Below are 15,439 nucleotides of genomic sequence, written 5' to 3'. Positions count from 1 at the left end.
GGCAGGTCCCGGCGCGGTGCGGGAGCGCTCCGGGTGACAGACTGTCGCCATGGACGAGCGCACTTTCGACAGGTCGGATCAGCACGCCTCGGTGGTCGGACTCGGCACCTGGCAACTGGGCGCCGACTGGGGGGACGTCGACGACAAGGAAGCCCTCGCGGTGCTGGAGGCGGCCGCCGAGTCCGGGGTGACGTTCTTCGACACCGCGGACGTCTACGGCGACGGGCGCAGCGAGGAGACGATCGCCGGGTTCCTGCGCGGGCGGCCCGACCTGCACGTGCTGATCGCCACCAAGATGGGCCGCCGGGTCGAGCAGATCCCGCAGAACTACGTACTCGACAACTTCCGGGAGTGGAACGACCGCTCCCGGCGCAACCTCGGCGTGGACGTCCTCGACCTGGTGCAACTGCACTGCCCGCCGACCCCCGTCTACTCCAGCGACGAGGTGTTCGACGCCCTGGACACCCTCGTCGAGGAGGAGCGCATCGCCGCGTACGGCGTCAGCGTGGAGACCTGCGCCGAGGCGCTGACCGCGATCGCCCGGCCGAACGTGGCGAGCGTGCAGATCATCCTGAACCCGTTCCGGATGAAGCCCCTGCGCGAGGTGCTGCTGGCCGCCCGTGAGGCGGGCGTCGGCATCATCGCCCGGGTGCCGCTGGCCTCCGGACTGCTGTCCGGCAAGTACACCAGGGACACCGTCTTCGCGGCCAACGACCACCGCAACTTCAACCGGCACGGCGAGGCCTTCGACCAGGGCGAGACCTTCTCCGGTGTCGACTTCGCCACCGGCGTGGAGGCCGCCGCGGAGTTCGCCGCGCTCGCCCCCGAGGGGTACACCCCGGCCCAGCTGGCGCTGCGCTGGATCATCCAGCAGCCCGGCGTCACCACGGTGATCCCGGGTGCGCGTTCGCCCGAACAGGCCCGCGCCAACACGGACGCCGCCCGGCTGCCGGAGCTGTCCGAGGAGACGCTCACGGCGATCCGCGACCTGTACGACCGGCGGGTCAGGGACCAGGTCGAGAGCCGCTGGTAGGCGTACCCGCCGGCCTCACGGCACCAGGAGCAGCTGCCGTTCCCGCTCCTGGTCGCCGGAGGCAGCTCCCTCGTTCCGCGTGCTGAAGGCGTGGGCGAGCGTCTCGCTCGCCGCCTCGACGGCCTGCGGCGAGCCCTGGACGGTGACCGAGACCGGCTCCGACAGCGTGGCGCCGGCCGACCGGTCGGCCGTGGCCGCACGCGGCGCGTCCGGGGAGTCGAAGGTCGCGGTGCGCACCGTCGCCCGCTCGTCGCCGGGGAGGCCGTCGGGCGCGCCGAAGACCTCCTCCAGCGCGCGGACGATCGCCCGCGCGTCGTCGATGCCGCCACCGCTGAGCGTGACGGTGAGCTGTGTGTCGGACATGCTTCGCCCTTCCCCAGGAATCGTGTCGGTCCGGGCCCGTGTATCCGTGCGCTGATCACTCAAACCGGGCGCCGTCGTCCCGACCCGGCGCCTGAGGGTGGAGAAGCCGGGAAGAGGGAAGGGAACGCAGGCCGCGGCAACCGGGAGGAACCGTGACGGACCAGGGCGCGACAGCGAACTCGGGTCGGCGCAGAGGGCGCGACGAGACCGAGGAGGAGCGGGCGGACCGCATGTGGACCGAGCTGATCCAGGAGGTCCGCGTCGCGCAGATGGGCGTGCAGATCCTGTTCGGTTTCCTGCTCACCGTCGTGTTCACCCCGAAGTACGACGACCTCTCGGACACCAACCAGATGATCTACCTGGTGACGGTCGTCCTCGGGGCCGTCACCACCGGCGCCCTGATCGGTCCCGTGTCCCTGCACCGCATCGTCGCCGGGCGGCGGGTGAAGCCCCAGGCCGTGCGGTGGGCCTCTCGGCTCACCCTGCTCGGCCTGGTCCTGCTGCTCGCCACGACGACCGCCTCGCTCCTGCTGATCCTGCGCGTGGCGGCCCACGACGGCTTCGTGCCCTACCTCGTGGCCGGGGTGGTGTTCTGGTACCTGGTGTGCTGGTTCGGCATCCCGTTGTGGACCCGGTACCGCCACACGACGCGCTGAGTCCGCGTCAGCCCTCGGCCATGACCTCCGCGAGGAAGTCGTCGACGCACACCTCTTCCTCCCCCGGCCGCACCACGGCGTGGGTCTCGCGCAGGAAGGCCTCGACGGCCGCCGCCCACAGGAACACCACGGCGTGGTGGCGGCCTCCGTCGGGCCGGGAGTCGCCGAGCAGTTCGATCCGCAGCTCGTCCCACAGGCCCCGCGACTCGGGCCGCAGCCGCACGTCGCCCACGCCGACCGGGCGGGTCAGCCCGTCGCCCACCATCTCCCGGTCCAGCGACCAGCGGGCGAGGACGCGTCCGTCGTGGCTGAAGACCACGGTGACGGCGAACGGGTCCGCGGAGTCGTAGCCGAGATGGGCGAGCACGGGGAAACGGTCTGCGTCGCCCGCCTGGAGCTGCACGACCAGGGTCTTGTGCACGAGGGAATTCACGACTGGGGCCTCCGGAGGACGGACGTGGAGCCCTCTAGTACCCCGCTCACCGGCAAGATGCTCAGGCAGACGGGTGAATCCCCTGCCGGGGCTCAGGACCGGCCCAGGGCTTCGCGCAGCGCGGGCAGCAGGGTCTTCTCCGACCAGTCGAGGAAGGCGGGTTGCGTCTCGCCGCCGATCTGCACCAGGGCGACCTCGGTGAACCCGGCCTCGGCGTAGGGGCGCACGGCCTCCACGAACGCTTCCGGGTCGTCGCCGCAGGGGATCGACTCGGCGACGTCGTCGGGGGTGACGAACTGGGTGGCCGCGTCGAAGGAATCCGGGTGGGGCAGTTCGGAGTTGACCTTCCAGCCGTTGCCGAACCAGCGGAACTGCGCGTGGGCGCGCTTGATCGCCGCGTCCCGGTCGGGGTCGTAGGACACCGGGAGCTGGCCCACGCGCGGTTTGCCCGCACCGCCGTGCCGGTCGAAGGCCTCCAGCAGTCCGGGCTTCGGCTCGGTGGCGATGACCAGGTCGGCGTGCTCACCCGCGAGCGCGCAGGAACGCTCGCCGGAGACGGCGATGCCGATGGGCGGCGCGGTGTCCGGCAGGTCCCACAGCCGCGCCGACTCCACGTCGAAGTGCGTGCCGCGGTGGTTCACGTGGCCGCCCTCGAAGAGCGCCCGGATGATCTCCACCGCCTCTTCGAGCATCTCGTGCCGTACGTCGACGGACGGCCAGCCGCCTCCCACGACGTGCTCGTTGAGGTTCTCGCCCGAGCCGAGACCGAGCCGGAACCGGCCCTCGGACAGCAACTGCAGCGTCGCGGCCTTCTGCGCCACCACCGCGGGGTGGTAGCGGAAGGTCGGACACGTCACGTAGGTCATCAGCGGGATGCGCGAGGTCGCCTGGGCGGCCGCGCCCAGCACGGCCCACGCGTAGGGCGAGTGCCCCTGCGAGCGCAGCCACGGGAAGTAGTGGTCCGAGGTCACCGAGAAGTCGAAGCCCGCCTCCTCGGCCCGCACCAGATGGCCGACGAGATCACGGGGGCCGGCCTGCTCGGTCATCATCGTGTATCCGATTTGCACCATGAGGCGCGAGTCCCCGTCCGGGCGCAGCGAAAACGGGGCGAAATGCCGCGCACGCCCGGTGCCCACCGTGAGCCCGCGCCCGCACCGGGCGACGAGGTCTAGGACGGGGAGGGACGCCGCGCGTCCTCCCGGAACGTCTCCAGGAAGGTGGCGAGCGCCCGCCTGTTGCCGGCGTCGTCCCAGTCCTCGGCCGGGGTCGTCCAGCGCAGCGAGAAGCTCCGTCCGCCGCCGAGGAGGAAACCGCGGCCGAAGGTGCGGACCCGGGTGCCGTCGTCCTCGGCGGTCCACTCCATGTCGGCCGCCTCGCGCCCCCGGTACCTCGTCGCGCGGATCTCGCCGATCCTTCGGTAGTCGCCGGACCGCTCCAGACCGGGCTCGACGTCCTCGCGCCACACCGCCACGGGATCGGCGCCCGCCCGCTCGCTGTAGGTGACCGCGAGGGTGCGCGGGTCGCCGGCGGCGCCCAGGACCGCCCGGTAGGCCACGTCCGACACCCGGGAGGTGCTCAGCCGCCGCCAGTCCTCGGGCAGCGCGACGGAGAACCCCTCGGGCGCGTCGTAGCGCCGGAACCCGGCCGGCACGGCGCCGCCCGGTCGCGAGGGAGTGGGGGTCGCGCTCGGCCGGGGAGCGGGGGAGGAGTAGGAGGGGGCCGTGTCGTCCCCGGGCGGCGACACGGGGGCCGAGGGGCGCTGCCGGGGGCCGGTGCCGGTGGCGGAGCCGTCACCCGAGCCGGGCAGGCCGTGGGTGACGGCGAGGACGGCCGCCGTGACCGCGACGACGGCCAGGGCGGTCCCCGCGAGCATCGTCCGCCGGCCCCGCCCGCGTCCCGCGTACCGGGCGGCGGCGCACGCGCCCCGGAGCCGGGGGCGGGACCCCCCGCGCACGACCGCCTCGGGCTCCTCGGCCAGCGCCCGGGTGAGGGCCTCGCGCACCACGGGGCGGGTCAGCCGCTCCCGCGGGTCCTTCCGGAGCAGCCCCTGCACGGCCTGCGTGAGCGGTCCGGCGCGCACGGGCGTGCGCAGCGGCAGCCGGTCCACGCCCCTCAGCGTCGCCTCGGGCCGCTCGCGGTCGCGGAACGGAGGGCGCCCCTCGACCATCGTGTAGAGGATCGCGCCCAGCGCCCAGAGATCGGCCGCCGGCCCGATCCGCTCGTCGCGCGCCTGCTCGGGCGAGGCGTACGAGGGTGCCGTGAGCCGGGGGGCGAGGGTGGCGCCGGCCAGGCCGAAGCCGGTGACGACGACGGAGCCCTCCTCGCGCACGAACACCTGTCCCGGGCTCAGCTCGCCGTGGGTGACCCCCAGGTCGTGGGCCGCCTCCAGCACGTCCAGCAGGGCCAGGCCGATACGTGCCGTCCGCGCGTAGTTGAACGCGCCCTGAGCGGCGAGGAGTTCACCGAGCGGCACGCCGGTGACCCGTTCGGTCACCGTCCACAGGACGCCGTCCGTCACGACGGCGTCGGACACCGCGGCGATCCGCCCGGGGCACAGCGACCGCATGGTCTCGCAGGTGCGCACCACACGGCCGGTGGCCCGGCGGGCGGTCTGCGCCGCATGGCCCTCCGGGAGCGCGATCTGCGTGACCAGGCACGGGCGGCCCGTCTCCGCGTCCACCCCGGACCAGCAGAGCCGGTTCGTCTCACGGTGGACGACCTCCAGGAGGCGGTACCGTCCGGCGACCGATCCGTGTGTGGAGACGTGCGCCCTGCCCATGGCCACCCCTCGTTCGCACCGCCGGCTCTCGGCTTGTGCAGAAGTACGGTGAGGAGGCCGGGGTGCGTTCAACGTGTACGGGTTCCGGGGTCATTTCTGACCGTTCTTCAAAAACCGCGGACAGAGAAACGAAGGGGAATGCGGGAAAGGCGGCCGCGTGGAGGCGCACCGCCCCTGAACTGGACGATCTCGCGCATCTGTTCGGCACGGGAATTCCCGGTCGAGTGCCGGGCCCGCGCATCCGGGGCCGACCTGGTGGTAACCCGCGGTACACGGGGTTGCGGCCCGGATTCGGGCGTCAGCGCAGGCCGAAGCGGTCCGCCCAGGCCGCCATGTCGGCAATGGTCGCGTTGCCGCCGCAGACCACCAGCCCGATCCGGGCGGTGTCGCCCACCCGCTCCACCACCCGCCGGGCCGCGGGCAGCAGACAGCCGGCGGCCGGCTCGGTCCACACCTTCGCGTGCTCGGCGAGGGCCAGCGAGCCCTCGACGGCTTCCCGGTCCGGGACCACCAGCACCTCGGTGACCAGCGCCGCCACATGCTCGTAGGTCACCTGCGAGACGGCCGGAGCGCTGAGCGTGGTGACGATCGACGACAGGGCCACCGGGAGCGGCCCGCCCGCGGCCAGCGCCCGGGACATGGCCTCGGCCCCCTCGGTCTCCACGCCCCAGATCCGCACGTCCGGCCGCACCGCCCGCAACCCCGCCGCCACACCGGCGATCAGCCCACCGCCCCCGATGCTCACGAGCACGTCGGTCAGCTCCCCGGCGTCCGCGGCGAACTCCAGCCCCACCGTGCCCTGGCCGGCGATCACCACGGGGTCGTCGAAGGGGTGGACCAGGGTCAGGCCCTCCTCGCGGAGCCGGCTCACCAACGCGAAGGCGCTGTCCATCCCGTCCGTCAGCCGCACCAGCGCGCCCGCCTCCTCGGCGATCTCCACCGAACGGGCCGGTGCCGTGCGCGGCATGACCACCGTGGCCTTGACGTCGAGGGCGGCGGCCATCACCGCCACCGCGATGCCGTGGTTGCCGCCGCTGACCGCGACGACACCGGCGGCCCGCTCGGCCTCGGTCAGTGACAGCAGTTTCGCCGTCGCGCCGCGAGCCTTGAACGAGCCGGTGCGCTGGAGCAGCTCCAGTTTCGCGGTGACCGGGACCCCGAGCAGCGCGGACAGCCCGGGGCTGGGCACGGTCGGGGTGCGTACGACATGTCCGGCGATCCGCTCCGCCGCGGCTTCGATCTCCGTGATCCCGATCAAGGCACTCATCCTTCCGGCGCGGGCGGTGATCCGCGCCCGTGCGCACCCTTTCGCGTGCCGCGTCCGAGGTCAACACGGTTCCGAGGCGTGGTCGGGCAGGACGTCGGCGAACGGTCCGGTCGCCTCAGTGCGCCTGCGTCTTCTGCGGCGTCACCTCGCTCGGCCGCACGACGACGAAGCCCTCCCCCTGCAGCACCAGTTGCACGGCCTCGCCCGAACCGCCGCGCAGCATCGAGCCGATGGACTGCGAGCGGTGCAGGGAGGTGGCGAGTCCGGCGGACCAGCCCACGATCGCGTCCGTGTCGACGTACACCGGGTACTGCGGCGAGACCGGGATGACGAGCGGGCTGCCCTCGCACACCAGCCCCAGCCTGCCCTGCCCGGTGAAGACGCTGTTGAACAGCCCGCCGCCGGCGATGCCCGAGCCCTTCACCGTGGAGATGCGGTACGACAACGAGGTGTCGAAGCACAGGACGTTGCGGCCGTTGACCGTGAACTCGTCGCCGGGCTCGACCTCCACGATGAAGCAGCTCTGCGCCTCGTGTGCGAACCAGGCCTCGCCCTGCCCGCTCACCGCCATCAGGGGCAGCCCCTCCCCGGTGACCGCGCGTTTGAGCATGCCGCCCACGCCCTGGCCCTTGCGCTCGAACTGGAGGTTGCCGCGGTAGGCGACCATCGCGCCCTGCCGGGCCAGCATGTCGCCGTTCACCGCGTAGCGGATGCACTTGGAGTTCTCGACGGTCATGCCCGGCGCGGTGGCGGGCTGCACCATGTGCTCGCTGGAAAAGAGGTCACCCTTCATACGGGCATCCTGGCCCGGAGGGGGCCCTTCCGCCAAGATCGGTCACCGGACGCCGGGCCTCAGCCGCCGAAGAGCTGCGTCCAGTAGGTGCCCGCCCGGCCGCCGCCGGCGAAACCGATCCCGATGTGGGTGAAGTCGGCCTTCAGGATGTTGGCGCGGTGCCCGGGGCTGTTCATCCAGCCTTCCACGACATCGGCGGGGGAGCGCTGGCCGCAGGCTATGTTCTCGCCGACGGTGCGCCGCGCGGCGCCCGCGGCGGCGGCCCGGTCCCAGGGTCTGCCGCCGTCCGGGTCGGTGTGGGAGTAGAAGTCGCGGGCCACCATGTCGGCGCTGTGCGCCTGCGCGGCCGCGGTGAGCCGCGGGTCGGCCGCCAGCACGGGCAGCCCAGCCGCCGAACGCTCCCGGTTGGTGAGGTCGACGACCTCGGCCGCGGTGCGGGCCAGGCCGTCCGGCGTGAACGGCACGGCCCACAGCGCCGTCCAGTACGTGTCGCCCGAGCCGCCGTTCGCGGCGTACGCCCACCCGGTGTGGGTGAAGGCGGCGTGCAGGGTGCGCCGGGTGCGCTCGGCGCCCAGGCAGTACGCGACGAACTCGGTGGGCGAGCGCGGGCCCGAGACCAGGTGCTCGCCGACGGTGAGGTACGCGTATCCGGCCGAGACGACGCGCTGGTGGACGCTGACGCCGTCGCGGGTCTCCACGCTCAGGGTGCCGGCGGCGGCCATGGCGGTGGCGTGCGCACGCGCCGCGCGGACGAGGCGCGCGTCGGTGGCGACCGGGCCCGAACCGGCGGCCGCACGGGCGGAGTTCACCAGGGCGAGGAAGCCGTCGGGGTCGGCGGCGGGAGCCGGGGGAGCGGCCGTCGGACGGACGCCGGGTGCCGCGGACTCCTCGACGACGTCCACCCCGAAGTCCCGGGCGAGTCCGGCGAGTCCGTCGGCGTACCCCTGGCCGAGCGCGCGCAGCTTCCAGCCCTCGCCGCGCCGGTAGAACTCCGCGAGCAGTAGTACGGTCTCCTGCCGGGGCCGCGCGGGGGTGAACCGGGTCAGCATCCGGCCGCGGGCGTCGGTGACCTGGAGCGTGGGGGAGGGCAGCGCGCTCAGGGCGGTCGCCGGGTCCGAGGGGCTGACCGCCACCGTCACCCGGGTGGCACCGGGGCGCAGCCGCCCGGGATCGACGGTGAGCGTGTCGCCCCGCAGCCGGGCGCCGGGTGCCTCCGGCTGGTTGTAGAAGACGAAGTCGTCGTCGCCGCGCACCTTCCCGCCGTCGTCCGTGACCAGCGCCGACACGTCGAAGCCGCCGGGCACCCGCACGCTCACGGGGCCGTCCGGCAGAGGGATGTTTCCCCCGGGGACCAACTCGCTCATCGTGCCGTCCTTCGTCGTGGTCCGCGCTCCGGTCGGGTCTCTCGGTGACGGCTCAACGACCGCCGCCCGCCGGGGGTTCCCGGGACCGGGCGGCGGCCGGTGCGGGTCCGGCGTCCGGCCGAGGGCTCGTAGCAACGAGCAGATACGGCCGGTGCGGGCCGGTGCGGGCCGCGTCAGGACGGTGGGGTCGGCTCCGGGACGACGAGCCCCTGGCGGTAGGCGACCGCCACCGCCTCCGTACGGCTCGCGGCGTCCAGCTTGGCGAGGATGTTGGAGACGTGGACGCTCGCCGTCTTGGCGCTGATGAACAGCTCCTCGCCGATCTGACGGTTGCTGCGGCCGAGGGCGAGGAGCCGCAGCACGTCCTGTTCGCGGGCCGTCAGCACGGCGGAACCCTCCCGGGCGCCCGTGAGCCTCCCTCGGCGGGCCAGCCCGTCCAGGCGCTCGCGCAGCGGCGTGGCGCCCAGCCGGTCGGCCTCCCGGCGTACGCCGTCGACCTCGACGGCCGCCTCCTCGCGGCGGTCGGCCGCCAGCAGCGCCTCGGCCAGCCTGAACCGGCACCGGGCGCGTTCGTAGACGTCGCCGTGCGCGAATCCCTCCACCGCCCGACGCCAGGCCGCCGGGTCCGGTCCGGCCCCCTCGATCCGGGTCCACTCCGCCTCGGCGCGTGCCAGCCACGCCTGCCCCTCCGGCCCCTGCGGTACGCCGTCCTCCCCGTGCCCGGCGGCCCGGCGGGCCTGCGCCAGGAGCTCCTTCGCGGTGGCCGTCCAGCGGCCCGCCTCCGTCCCGTCGCCGGCCCCGCGCAGCTCGACGACCCGGTCGGCGACCGCGGACAGGGCGAGGGCGGCCAGTCGCACGGTGGCGGCGGGCAGCACGCCCGCGTCGTCGGTGAGCACCTCCACGGTGGACCGCATCCACCGCACGGCCTCCTCCGCGTCACCCCGCGAAGCGGCGGCGTCGGTCAGCACGATGCCCGCCACCAGCGTGCCCATCCAGTCGAACGGGCCCTTCAGCAGCGCGCGGGCCCGGTCGGCGGCGGAGAGGTCCCCGCGCGCCAGCGCCACGTAGAGCCCGGGGCCCGCGCCATGACCCCCCGCGGCGGGCAGCGCACCGGCGTCGTCCGCCGCCGCGCGCACGCACTCGTCCCAGTGGCCCAGCGTGTACTGCACCAGCAGCCGCAGGTACCGCATCTCACGGGGGTACGGCGAGGACAGCAGCCCGGAACGCCGGGCCCGGTCCAGTCCCTCCGACGCCCAGTGCTGGCACTCCTCCAGGTCACCGGACTCGAAGCTCCCGATGGCGAGGTTGAACAGGGCGCGCATCTCCACCGGCGCGTTCCCCGCCCGCCGTGCCAGCTCCCGCGCCTCCAGCAGCCGTTCCCGGCCCCGCGGGGTGCTCCGGTTGCCGCCTTCGAGGCTGGTCAGGGAGATCAGCAGGTCGGCGCGGGCGTCGACGACGCCCAGCTGGTCGGCGACGCGCAGCGCCCGGCGGGCGACCCGCAGCGCCGTCTCGTACTCCCCGACCTGGCGGGCCGCCATGACGTGCGTCGCCGCGGCCCACATCCACGTCGCCGACGGCGGCTCGGCGGGGATCAGTTCGAGCGCCTCGCTGCTGTGCGTGAACGCGGCCGACAGGTTGTCGACGTTCAGCAGGTTCCCGGCGAGCGTGTACCGGACGCGGGCGGCGAGCTCCAGGTCGGCGTCCTGGCCGAGGCCGGCCAGCGCGGAGCGGGTGAGGGAGACCGCGCGGTGCAGCTCCCCGGCGTGCGCGGCGGCGGCCGAGGCGCGCAGCGTGAGCGTCACGACGTCGGAACCGGCCGGCCGCGCCGCCGCGTCGACCGCCGACCACAGGTCGAGGGCCGCCTCCACGTGGCGCAGTTCCTCGGCGGGCGCCCCGACGCGCTGGGCGTGGTCCGCGGCCGCCAGGGACGCGGCGAGCGCCTCGGGCAGGTCGTGACTCTCCCGGTAGTGGTGCGCGCGCTCGGCGGCACTGTCGGAACGGCTCCCCGGCCCGGAGAGCAGCCGGGCGAACGCGCCGTGCAGCCGGGCCCGTTCGCCGGGCAGCAGGTCGGCGTAGACCGCCTCCCGGGCGAGGGCGTGGCGGAAGGAGTAGGCGCCGTCGTCGCCGGCGACGAGCAACTGCCGCCCCACCGCCTCCCGCAGGGCCGTCTCCAACTCCTCCTCGGGCAGCCCGACCGCCTCCCGCAGCAGCTCGTGCCCCACGCGCCGCCCGGCGACGGCGGCGGTGCGCAGGACCTGCTGGGCGGTCTCGGAGAGCTGCTCGAACCGGATGAGCAGGACGTCGGCCAGACCGCTGGGCACACCTCCGGCGGGCGCGTCCGCGGCCGCGACCAGTTCCTCGGCGTAGAAGGCGTTGCCCTCGGCGCGTTCCACGATCCGGTGCACGGTGGTGTCGGGCAGCGGCCGGTCCCCCAGGAGGCGCACCAGCCGGGCCACGTCGGCGTCGGGCAGGGGGCGCAGTTCCAGGCGTTCCACGGCGGGCAGCCGTACCAGTCGGCCAGCAGGGGCCGCAGCGGGTGGCGCCGGTGCAGGTCGTCCGCCCGGTACGAGGCGAGCACCGCGAGCCGGTGGCCGGGCGCCCCGCCCGCGGGCCGCTGCAGGACCCCCCGGCTGAGCAGGAACCGCAGCAGGTCCCGGGAGGACTGGTCGGCCCAGTGCAGGTCCTCCAGGACGAGCAGCAGCGGGGTGATGTCCGCCAGCTCGGTCAGCAGGGCCGCCACCCCCTCGAACAGCCGCAGCCGCGACCGCGTAGTGGCGTCCCCGCCGTCGCCACCGTCGTCCGAACCGCCGCCGAGCAGCCGGTCGGCGGCCGGATGGGCGGCCAGGACGGCGGCGAAGCGCTCGTCGGCCGCCAGCGCGCCGAGTATCTCGGTGAACGGCAGGTACGGCAGGCCCACGTCCCCCAGGTCGACGCAGTGCCCGGTGAGCACGGTCGTCCCGGCCGCGGCGGCCCGCCCGGCGACCTCGTCGAGCGTCCGGGTCTTGCCGACCCCGGCGTCCCCGGCGATCAGTACCGCACGAGCCTCTCCCGAGCGGGCCCGTTCCAGGACGTCGTCCAGGCGCGCGAGTTCGTCCTCGCGGCCGACGAGCGGGCTGCTGAACATGGTCTGCGACACGCCGCCCATCCTGGCACGAGGGCCCGACGGTCCGGCCGGGGCAGGGGCGGCCGGGGCCCGGCCCCGGCCGCGCCTCCCTCAATGCCGCAGAGTCCGGGCCCAGTCCGCGGGCACCCGTCCCGCCGGTCCGGGGCTCGGCTGGTCCTCGGGGTGGCTGCGCGGAGCGGCCAGTTCGGGGCCGGACTCGCGCACCTCCTCGGTCGCGTAGTCCCAGTACCAGTCCTCGCCCGGTTCGAAGCTCTGCACCACCGGATGCCCGGTCGCGCGGAAGTGCCCGGTCGCGTGCTGTCCGGGCGAGCTGTCGCAGCAGCCGATGTGACCGCAGCCGGCGCAGCGCCGCAGGTGGAACCACCAGCCGTCCACCGCGTCGCAGTCGGCGCAGCCGGGGCCGCTCGGCGGGACGGTGGGGTCGATTCCGGTGTCGTCGGTCATGCGGGCTCCTCGGGCGGTTCGGGTACGGCGGCGGTCAGCGGGAGCAGCACCTGGAACCGGGTGTCGCCGGGCGCGGAGTCCACCCGCAGCGTCCCGTGGTGCTTGTTGACCACGATCCGCCAGGAGATGTCCAGACCGAGCCCGGTGCCCTCGCCCACCGGCTTGGTGGTGAAGAACGGATCGAAGATGCGGTCGCGGATCTCCGGCGCGATCCCCGTTCCGGTGTCGCGGAACTCCACCAGCAGTCGGTCGTGGTGGAGCGTGGTCCGCACGGTCAGCGTGCCGTCGCCGCCCGCGCCGTTCACCGCGGAGACCGCGTTGTCGATGAGATTGGTCCACACCTGGTTCAGTTCCGCCGGGTACGCCGGGATCTCCGGCACGGTGCGGTCGTACTCCTTGACGACGTCGATCCGGGGGCCGATCTTGCCGGACAGCATCAGCAGGGTGCTGTCCAGGAGTTCGTGGACGTCGACGGTCCGGTAGGGCGCCCGGTCGAGCTGCGCGTACTGCTTGGCCGCGTCGACGAGGTGCGAGACGCGAGCGGTGGAGTCCGCGATCTCGTCCATCAGCAGTTCGGTCTCCACCGTGTAGTTGAGCCAGCCGATCGCCCCCGGCAGCAGCTGCTCGTCCACCGCCGCCGCCACCTGGTCCAGCCACTCGGTGTCCAGCCCGGCCTGTACGAAGGTCGGCGCGATCCGCCAGCCCTGGTCGACGCCGTGGTCGTCCAGCCAGTCGGCGAGGGCGTCCTCCCGGTCGCTGGCCTCCAGCGGGGAGAGGGAGGGGGCCTTGGCGACCCGTTCCGCCGTGCGCTCCTGTATCTCGACGAGCCCGGCGAGCGCGTCGCGGGTGAACGGGCCCTCGGCGATGACGGCCAGCTTGTGGCGCATCTTCGCCACCCGCTCCCGCAGCGCCGAGGTGGCCCGTACGGCCGCCGCCGCCGGGTTGTTCAGCTCGTGCGTGAGGCCGGCGGACAGCGAGCCGAGCGCCAGCAGCCGCTCACGCTGACCGATGGCCCGCTGGGTGTTCTTCGAACCGAAGAACAGCCCCTCCAGCAGGTGCACCGCCATCGGGAACCACTCCCGCATGACGCTCGCGAAGGTCTGCGCCGGCAGCACGAAGAACCGGGTCGGCTCGGTGACCCGCATCGAGTTCGTGTAGACCTGCGGCACCCGGTCGCCGACGTACGCCTGCATCGCCCCGGCGTACACCCCGCGCTGCGAGGTGCGGTGGGTCTCCACGTCGTCCCCGCCGACCCGCCGCGAGAGCACGACCGTCCCGTCCAGCAACACGTAGAAGCAGGTCGCGTCCTCGCCCTCGGCGTACACCGGCCCGGGTTCGAACCGCTCCACCCGGCCCTCGGCGCACAGCCGTCCCAGCTGCTCGGGCGTCAGCTTCTCGAACAGGAACAGCTCCCCGATCTCCCGGGGGCTGCACGGCATCGGCCGGCCGCTCACGACTGCTCCAGGTACCGGTGGACGAGCATCACGGCCATGGCTCCCTCTCCGACGGCGGACGCGACCCGCTTCGCGGACTCCGCGCGGGCGTCGCCCGCCACGAACACGCCCGGCACGCTGGTCTCCAGGTGGTACGGCGGCCGGTCCAGCTCCCAGTCGGCCGGGGGCCGTCCGTCGGGGCTGAGGTCCGGCCCGGCCAGGATGAACCCCCGCTCGTCCCGCAGCACCGTCCCGTCCAGCCAGTCGGTCCGCGGGGCCGCTCCGATGAACACGAACAGCCACTGCGCGTCGACCTGTTCGGTCTCACCGCTCGCCGCGTCGCGCAGCGTCAGCCGTTCCAGGTGCCCGTCGCCGTGCGCGCCCTCCACGGCCGTGCCGCAGCGCACCCGGATGTTGGGCGTCTCCTCGATCTGCTGGATCAGGTAGTGCGACATCGACGCCGCCAGCGAGTCGCCGCGCACCAGCAGCGTCACCGACTTGGCGCCCCGGGCCAGGTACATCGCCGCCTGCCCGGCCGAGTTGGCGCCGCCGACGACGTACACGTCGTGGCCGTGGCAGGAGGCCGCCTCGGTCAGCGCCGAGCCGTAGAAGACGCCGCAGCCGGTCAGGTCGTCGGCGCCGGGAGCGGCCAGCTGCCGGTAGGAGACACCGGTCGCGAGGATCACGCTGTGCGCGGCGATCGCCGAGCCGTCCGAGAACCGCACGGTCCGCGCCGCGCCGTTGGCCTCCAGGCCGGTCACCTCGCGTGCCGTGAGGATCTCCGCGCCGAACTTCGCCGCCTGCCGCCGGGCCCGGTCGGTGAGCTGCCCGCCGGACACGCCGTCGGGGAAGCCGAGGTAGTTCTCGATGCGGGAGCTCTGCCCGGCCTGTCCGCCGGTCGCCGACCGCTCCACCAGCACCGTGCGCAGCCCCTCGGAGGCCCCGTACACGGCCGCCCCCAGCCCCGCCGGACCGCCGCCGATCACCACCAGGTCGTAGAAGTCGGCCGCCGGCGTCGTCGCCAGCCCCACCCGCGCGGCCAGTTCGGGTGCCTCCGGCTCCACCAGCGGGGCGCCCTCCGGCGTGATCACCACCGGCAGCCGCCGCCCGTCCTGCCCGGCCGCCGTCAGCAGCCGCCGCCCCTCCGGCTCGTCGGACGAGTACCAGCGGTACGGCACCTGGTTGCGGGCCAGGAACTCCCGGACCTCGGAGGAGCGCGCCGACCAGCGGTGCCCGACCACCTTCGTGCTGGGCACCGGCCGGTGGTCGCCGGTGCGCCAGGCCTGGAGCAGGTCGTCCAGCACCGGGTAGAGCTTCTCCTCGGGCGGGTCCCACGGCTTGAGCAGGTAGTGGTCCAGGTCCACGACGTTGATCGCGTCGATCGCCGCGTCGGTGTCCGCGTACGCGGTCAGCAGCACCCGACGGGCGCCCGGATACACGTCCAGGGCCCGCTCCAGGAACTCGATGCCGTTCATCCGCGGCATCCGGTAGTCGGCGAGGAGCACCGCCACCAGGTCGCCGCGGAGCTTCAGTTCCCGCAGCGCCTCCAGGGCCGACTCGCCGGACTCCGCGCGCACGATGCGGTACGAGGCGCCGTACCGCCGCCGCAGATCACGGGCGACGGCGCGGGAGACCCCCGGATCGTCGTCCACGGTCATGATGACGGTCCGCGTCGCCCCGTCGGCCTGTGCCATACGTCCCCCACGTCGAACGGCCGGGTTCACGGCACGGCGTCCCCGTCACCGCACCG

12 protein-coding genes and 1 pseudogene are annotated in these 15,439 nt (G+C 74.1%); 2 read left to right on the top strand and 11 right to left on the bottom strand.

Annotated elements, in window-relative coordinates; genetic code table 11:
* Positions 1-49: 49 nt before the first annotated feature.
* Positions 50-1,033 (top strand): aldo/keto reductase, encoded by a 984-nt coding sequence (locus ACGF5T_RS29080; protein WP_366767699.1) that lies wholly within the window; start codon positions 50-52, stop codon positions 1,031-1,033.
* A 15-nt stretch (positions 1,034-1,048) separates the two neighbouring features.
* On the opposite strand, the gene ACGF5T_RS29075 is transcribed toward ACGF5T_RS29080, so the two are convergent.
* Positions 1,049-1,396 carry a hypothetical protein gene (locus tag ACGF5T_RS29075; RefSeq protein ID WP_366767698.1) on the bottom strand — a complete coding sequence of 116 codons (348 nt, stop codon included), beginning with the start codon at positions 1,394-1,396 and terminating at the stop codon, positions 1,049-1,051.
* A gap of 230 nt (positions 1,397-1,626) precedes the next feature.
* Here ACGF5T_RS29075 and ACGF5T_RS29070 point away from each other — a divergent pair, with 230 nt between their 5' ends.
* On the top strand, positions 1,627-2,052 hold the full coding sequence (locus ACGF5T_RS29070; protein WP_356610805.1) for a DUF6328 family protein: 426 nt from the start codon (positions 1,627-1,629) through the stop codon (positions 2,050-2,052).
* A 7-nt stretch (positions 2,053-2,059) separates the two neighbouring features.
* Here ACGF5T_RS29070 and ACGF5T_RS29065 read toward each other — a convergent pair whose 3' ends face one another.
* The 10 genes and pseudogenes from ACGF5T_RS29065 to ACGF5T_RS29020 form a co-directional block, all read right to left on the bottom strand.
* Complete coding sequence (locus ACGF5T_RS29065) at positions 2,060-2,485, bottom strand: SsgA family sporulation/cell division regulator (protein WP_356610756.1); 426 nt, start codon at positions 2,483-2,485, stop codon at positions 2,060-2,062.
* Between the two features lie 92 nt (positions 2,486-2,577).
* Positions 2,578-3,555: an LLM class F420-dependent oxidoreductase gene (locus ACGF5T_RS29060; protein WP_356610757.1), complete on the bottom strand. Its 978-nt coding sequence runs from the start codon at positions 3,553-3,555 to the stop codon at positions 2,578-2,580.
* 98 nt (positions 3,556-3,653) lie between these two features.
* On the bottom strand, positions 3,654-5,264 hold the full coding sequence (locus ACGF5T_RS29055) for a protein kinase (protein ID WP_356610758.1): 1,611 nt from the start codon (positions 5,262-5,264) through the stop codon (positions 3,654-3,656).
* A 298-nt stretch (positions 5,265-5,562) separates the two neighbouring features.
* Positions 5,563-6,522: a threonine/serine dehydratase gene (locus ACGF5T_RS29050; RefSeq protein ID WP_366767697.1), complete on the bottom strand. Its 960-nt coding sequence runs from the start codon at positions 6,520-6,522 to the stop codon at positions 5,563-5,565.
* Between the two features lie 124 nt (positions 6,523-6,646).
* Complete coding sequence (locus ACGF5T_RS29045; protein WP_356610760.1) at positions 6,647-7,324, bottom strand: AIM24 family protein; 678 nt, start codon at positions 7,322-7,324, stop codon at positions 6,647-6,649.
* A 59-nt stretch (positions 7,325-7,383) separates the two neighbouring features.
* Positions 7,384-8,688, bottom strand: coding sequence for a CAP domain-containing protein (locus ACGF5T_RS29040; protein WP_356610761.1), 1,305 nt, complete (start codon positions 8,686-8,688; stop codon positions 7,384-7,386).
* A gap of 173 nt (positions 8,689-8,861) precedes the next feature.
* Positions 8,862-11,833: pseudogene (locus ACGF5T_RS29035) on the bottom strand (AAA family ATPase).
* A 69-nt stretch (positions 11,834-11,902) separates the two neighbouring features.
* Positions 11,903-12,256, bottom strand: coding sequence for a UBP-type zinc finger domain-containing protein (locus ACGF5T_RS29030; RefSeq protein ID WP_366767696.1), 354 nt, complete (start codon positions 12,254-12,256; stop codon positions 11,903-11,905).
* Entirely contained in the window at positions 12,253-13,710 is a 1,458-nt protein-coding gene (locus ACGF5T_RS29025) for an ATP-binding protein (protein ID WP_356610764.1), read from the bottom strand. The genes ACGF5T_RS29030 and ACGF5T_RS29025 overlap by 4 nt, the downstream gene beginning before the upstream one ends.
* Positions 13,707-15,383: an FAD-dependent oxidoreductase gene (locus ACGF5T_RS29020; protein WP_366767695.1), complete on the bottom strand. Its 1,677-nt coding sequence runs from the start codon at positions 15,381-15,383 to the stop codon at positions 13,707-13,709. Before ACGF5T_RS29020 ends, ACGF5T_RS29025 begins: the two co-directional genes overlap by 4 nt.
* Between the last annotated feature and the right edge of the window lie 56 nt (positions 15,384-15,439).

Source organism: Streptomyces sp. NPDC047853 (assembly GCF_043204535.1).
Taxonomy (GTDB): Bacteria; Actinomycetota; Actinomycetes; order Streptomycetales; family Streptomycetaceae; genus Streptomyces.
The sequence above is the reverse complement of the archived record's forward strand: the minus strand, read 5'-3'. Positions and strand labels throughout refer to the sequence as shown.

What these genes read in the sequence shown, in the direction of transcription:
- ACGF5T_RS29075 (WP_366767698.1), bottom strand. Translation starts at nt 1,396, where the DNA reads ATGTCCGACACACAGCTCACCGTCACGCTCAGCGGTGGCGGCATCGAC.
- ACGF5T_RS29020 (WP_366767695.1), bottom strand. Translation starts at nt 15,383, where the DNA reads ATGGCACAGGCCGACGGGGCGACGCGGACCGTCATCATGACCGTGGAC.
- ACGF5T_RS29030 (WP_366767696.1), bottom strand. Translation starts at nt 12,256, where the DNA reads ATGACCGACGACACCGGAATCGACCCCACCGTCCCGCCGAGCGGCCCC.
- ACGF5T_RS29040 (WP_356610761.1), bottom strand. Translation starts at nt 8,688, where the DNA reads ATGAGCGAGTTGGTCCCCGGGGGAAACATCCCTCTGCCGGACGGCCCC.
- ACGF5T_RS29055 (WP_356610758.1), bottom strand. Translation starts at nt 5,264, where the DNA reads ATGGGCAGGGCGCACGTCTCCACACACGGATCGGTCGCCGGACGGTAC.
- ACGF5T_RS29070 (WP_356610805.1), top strand. Translation starts at nt 1,627, where the DNA reads ATGTGGACCGAGCTGATCCAGGAGGTCCGCGTCGCGCAGATGGGCGTG.
- ACGF5T_RS29045 (WP_356610760.1), bottom strand. Translation starts at nt 7,324, where the DNA reads ATGAAGGGTGACCTCTTTTCCAGCGAGCACATGGTGCAGCCCGCCACC.
- ACGF5T_RS29080 (WP_366767699.1), top strand. Translation starts at nt 50, where the DNA reads ATGGACGAGCGCACTTTCGACAGGTCGGATCAGCACGCCTCGGTGGTC.
- ACGF5T_RS29060 (WP_356610757.1), bottom strand. Translation starts at nt 3,555, where the DNA reads ATGGTGCAAATCGGATACACGATGATGACCGAGCAGGCCGGCCCCCGT.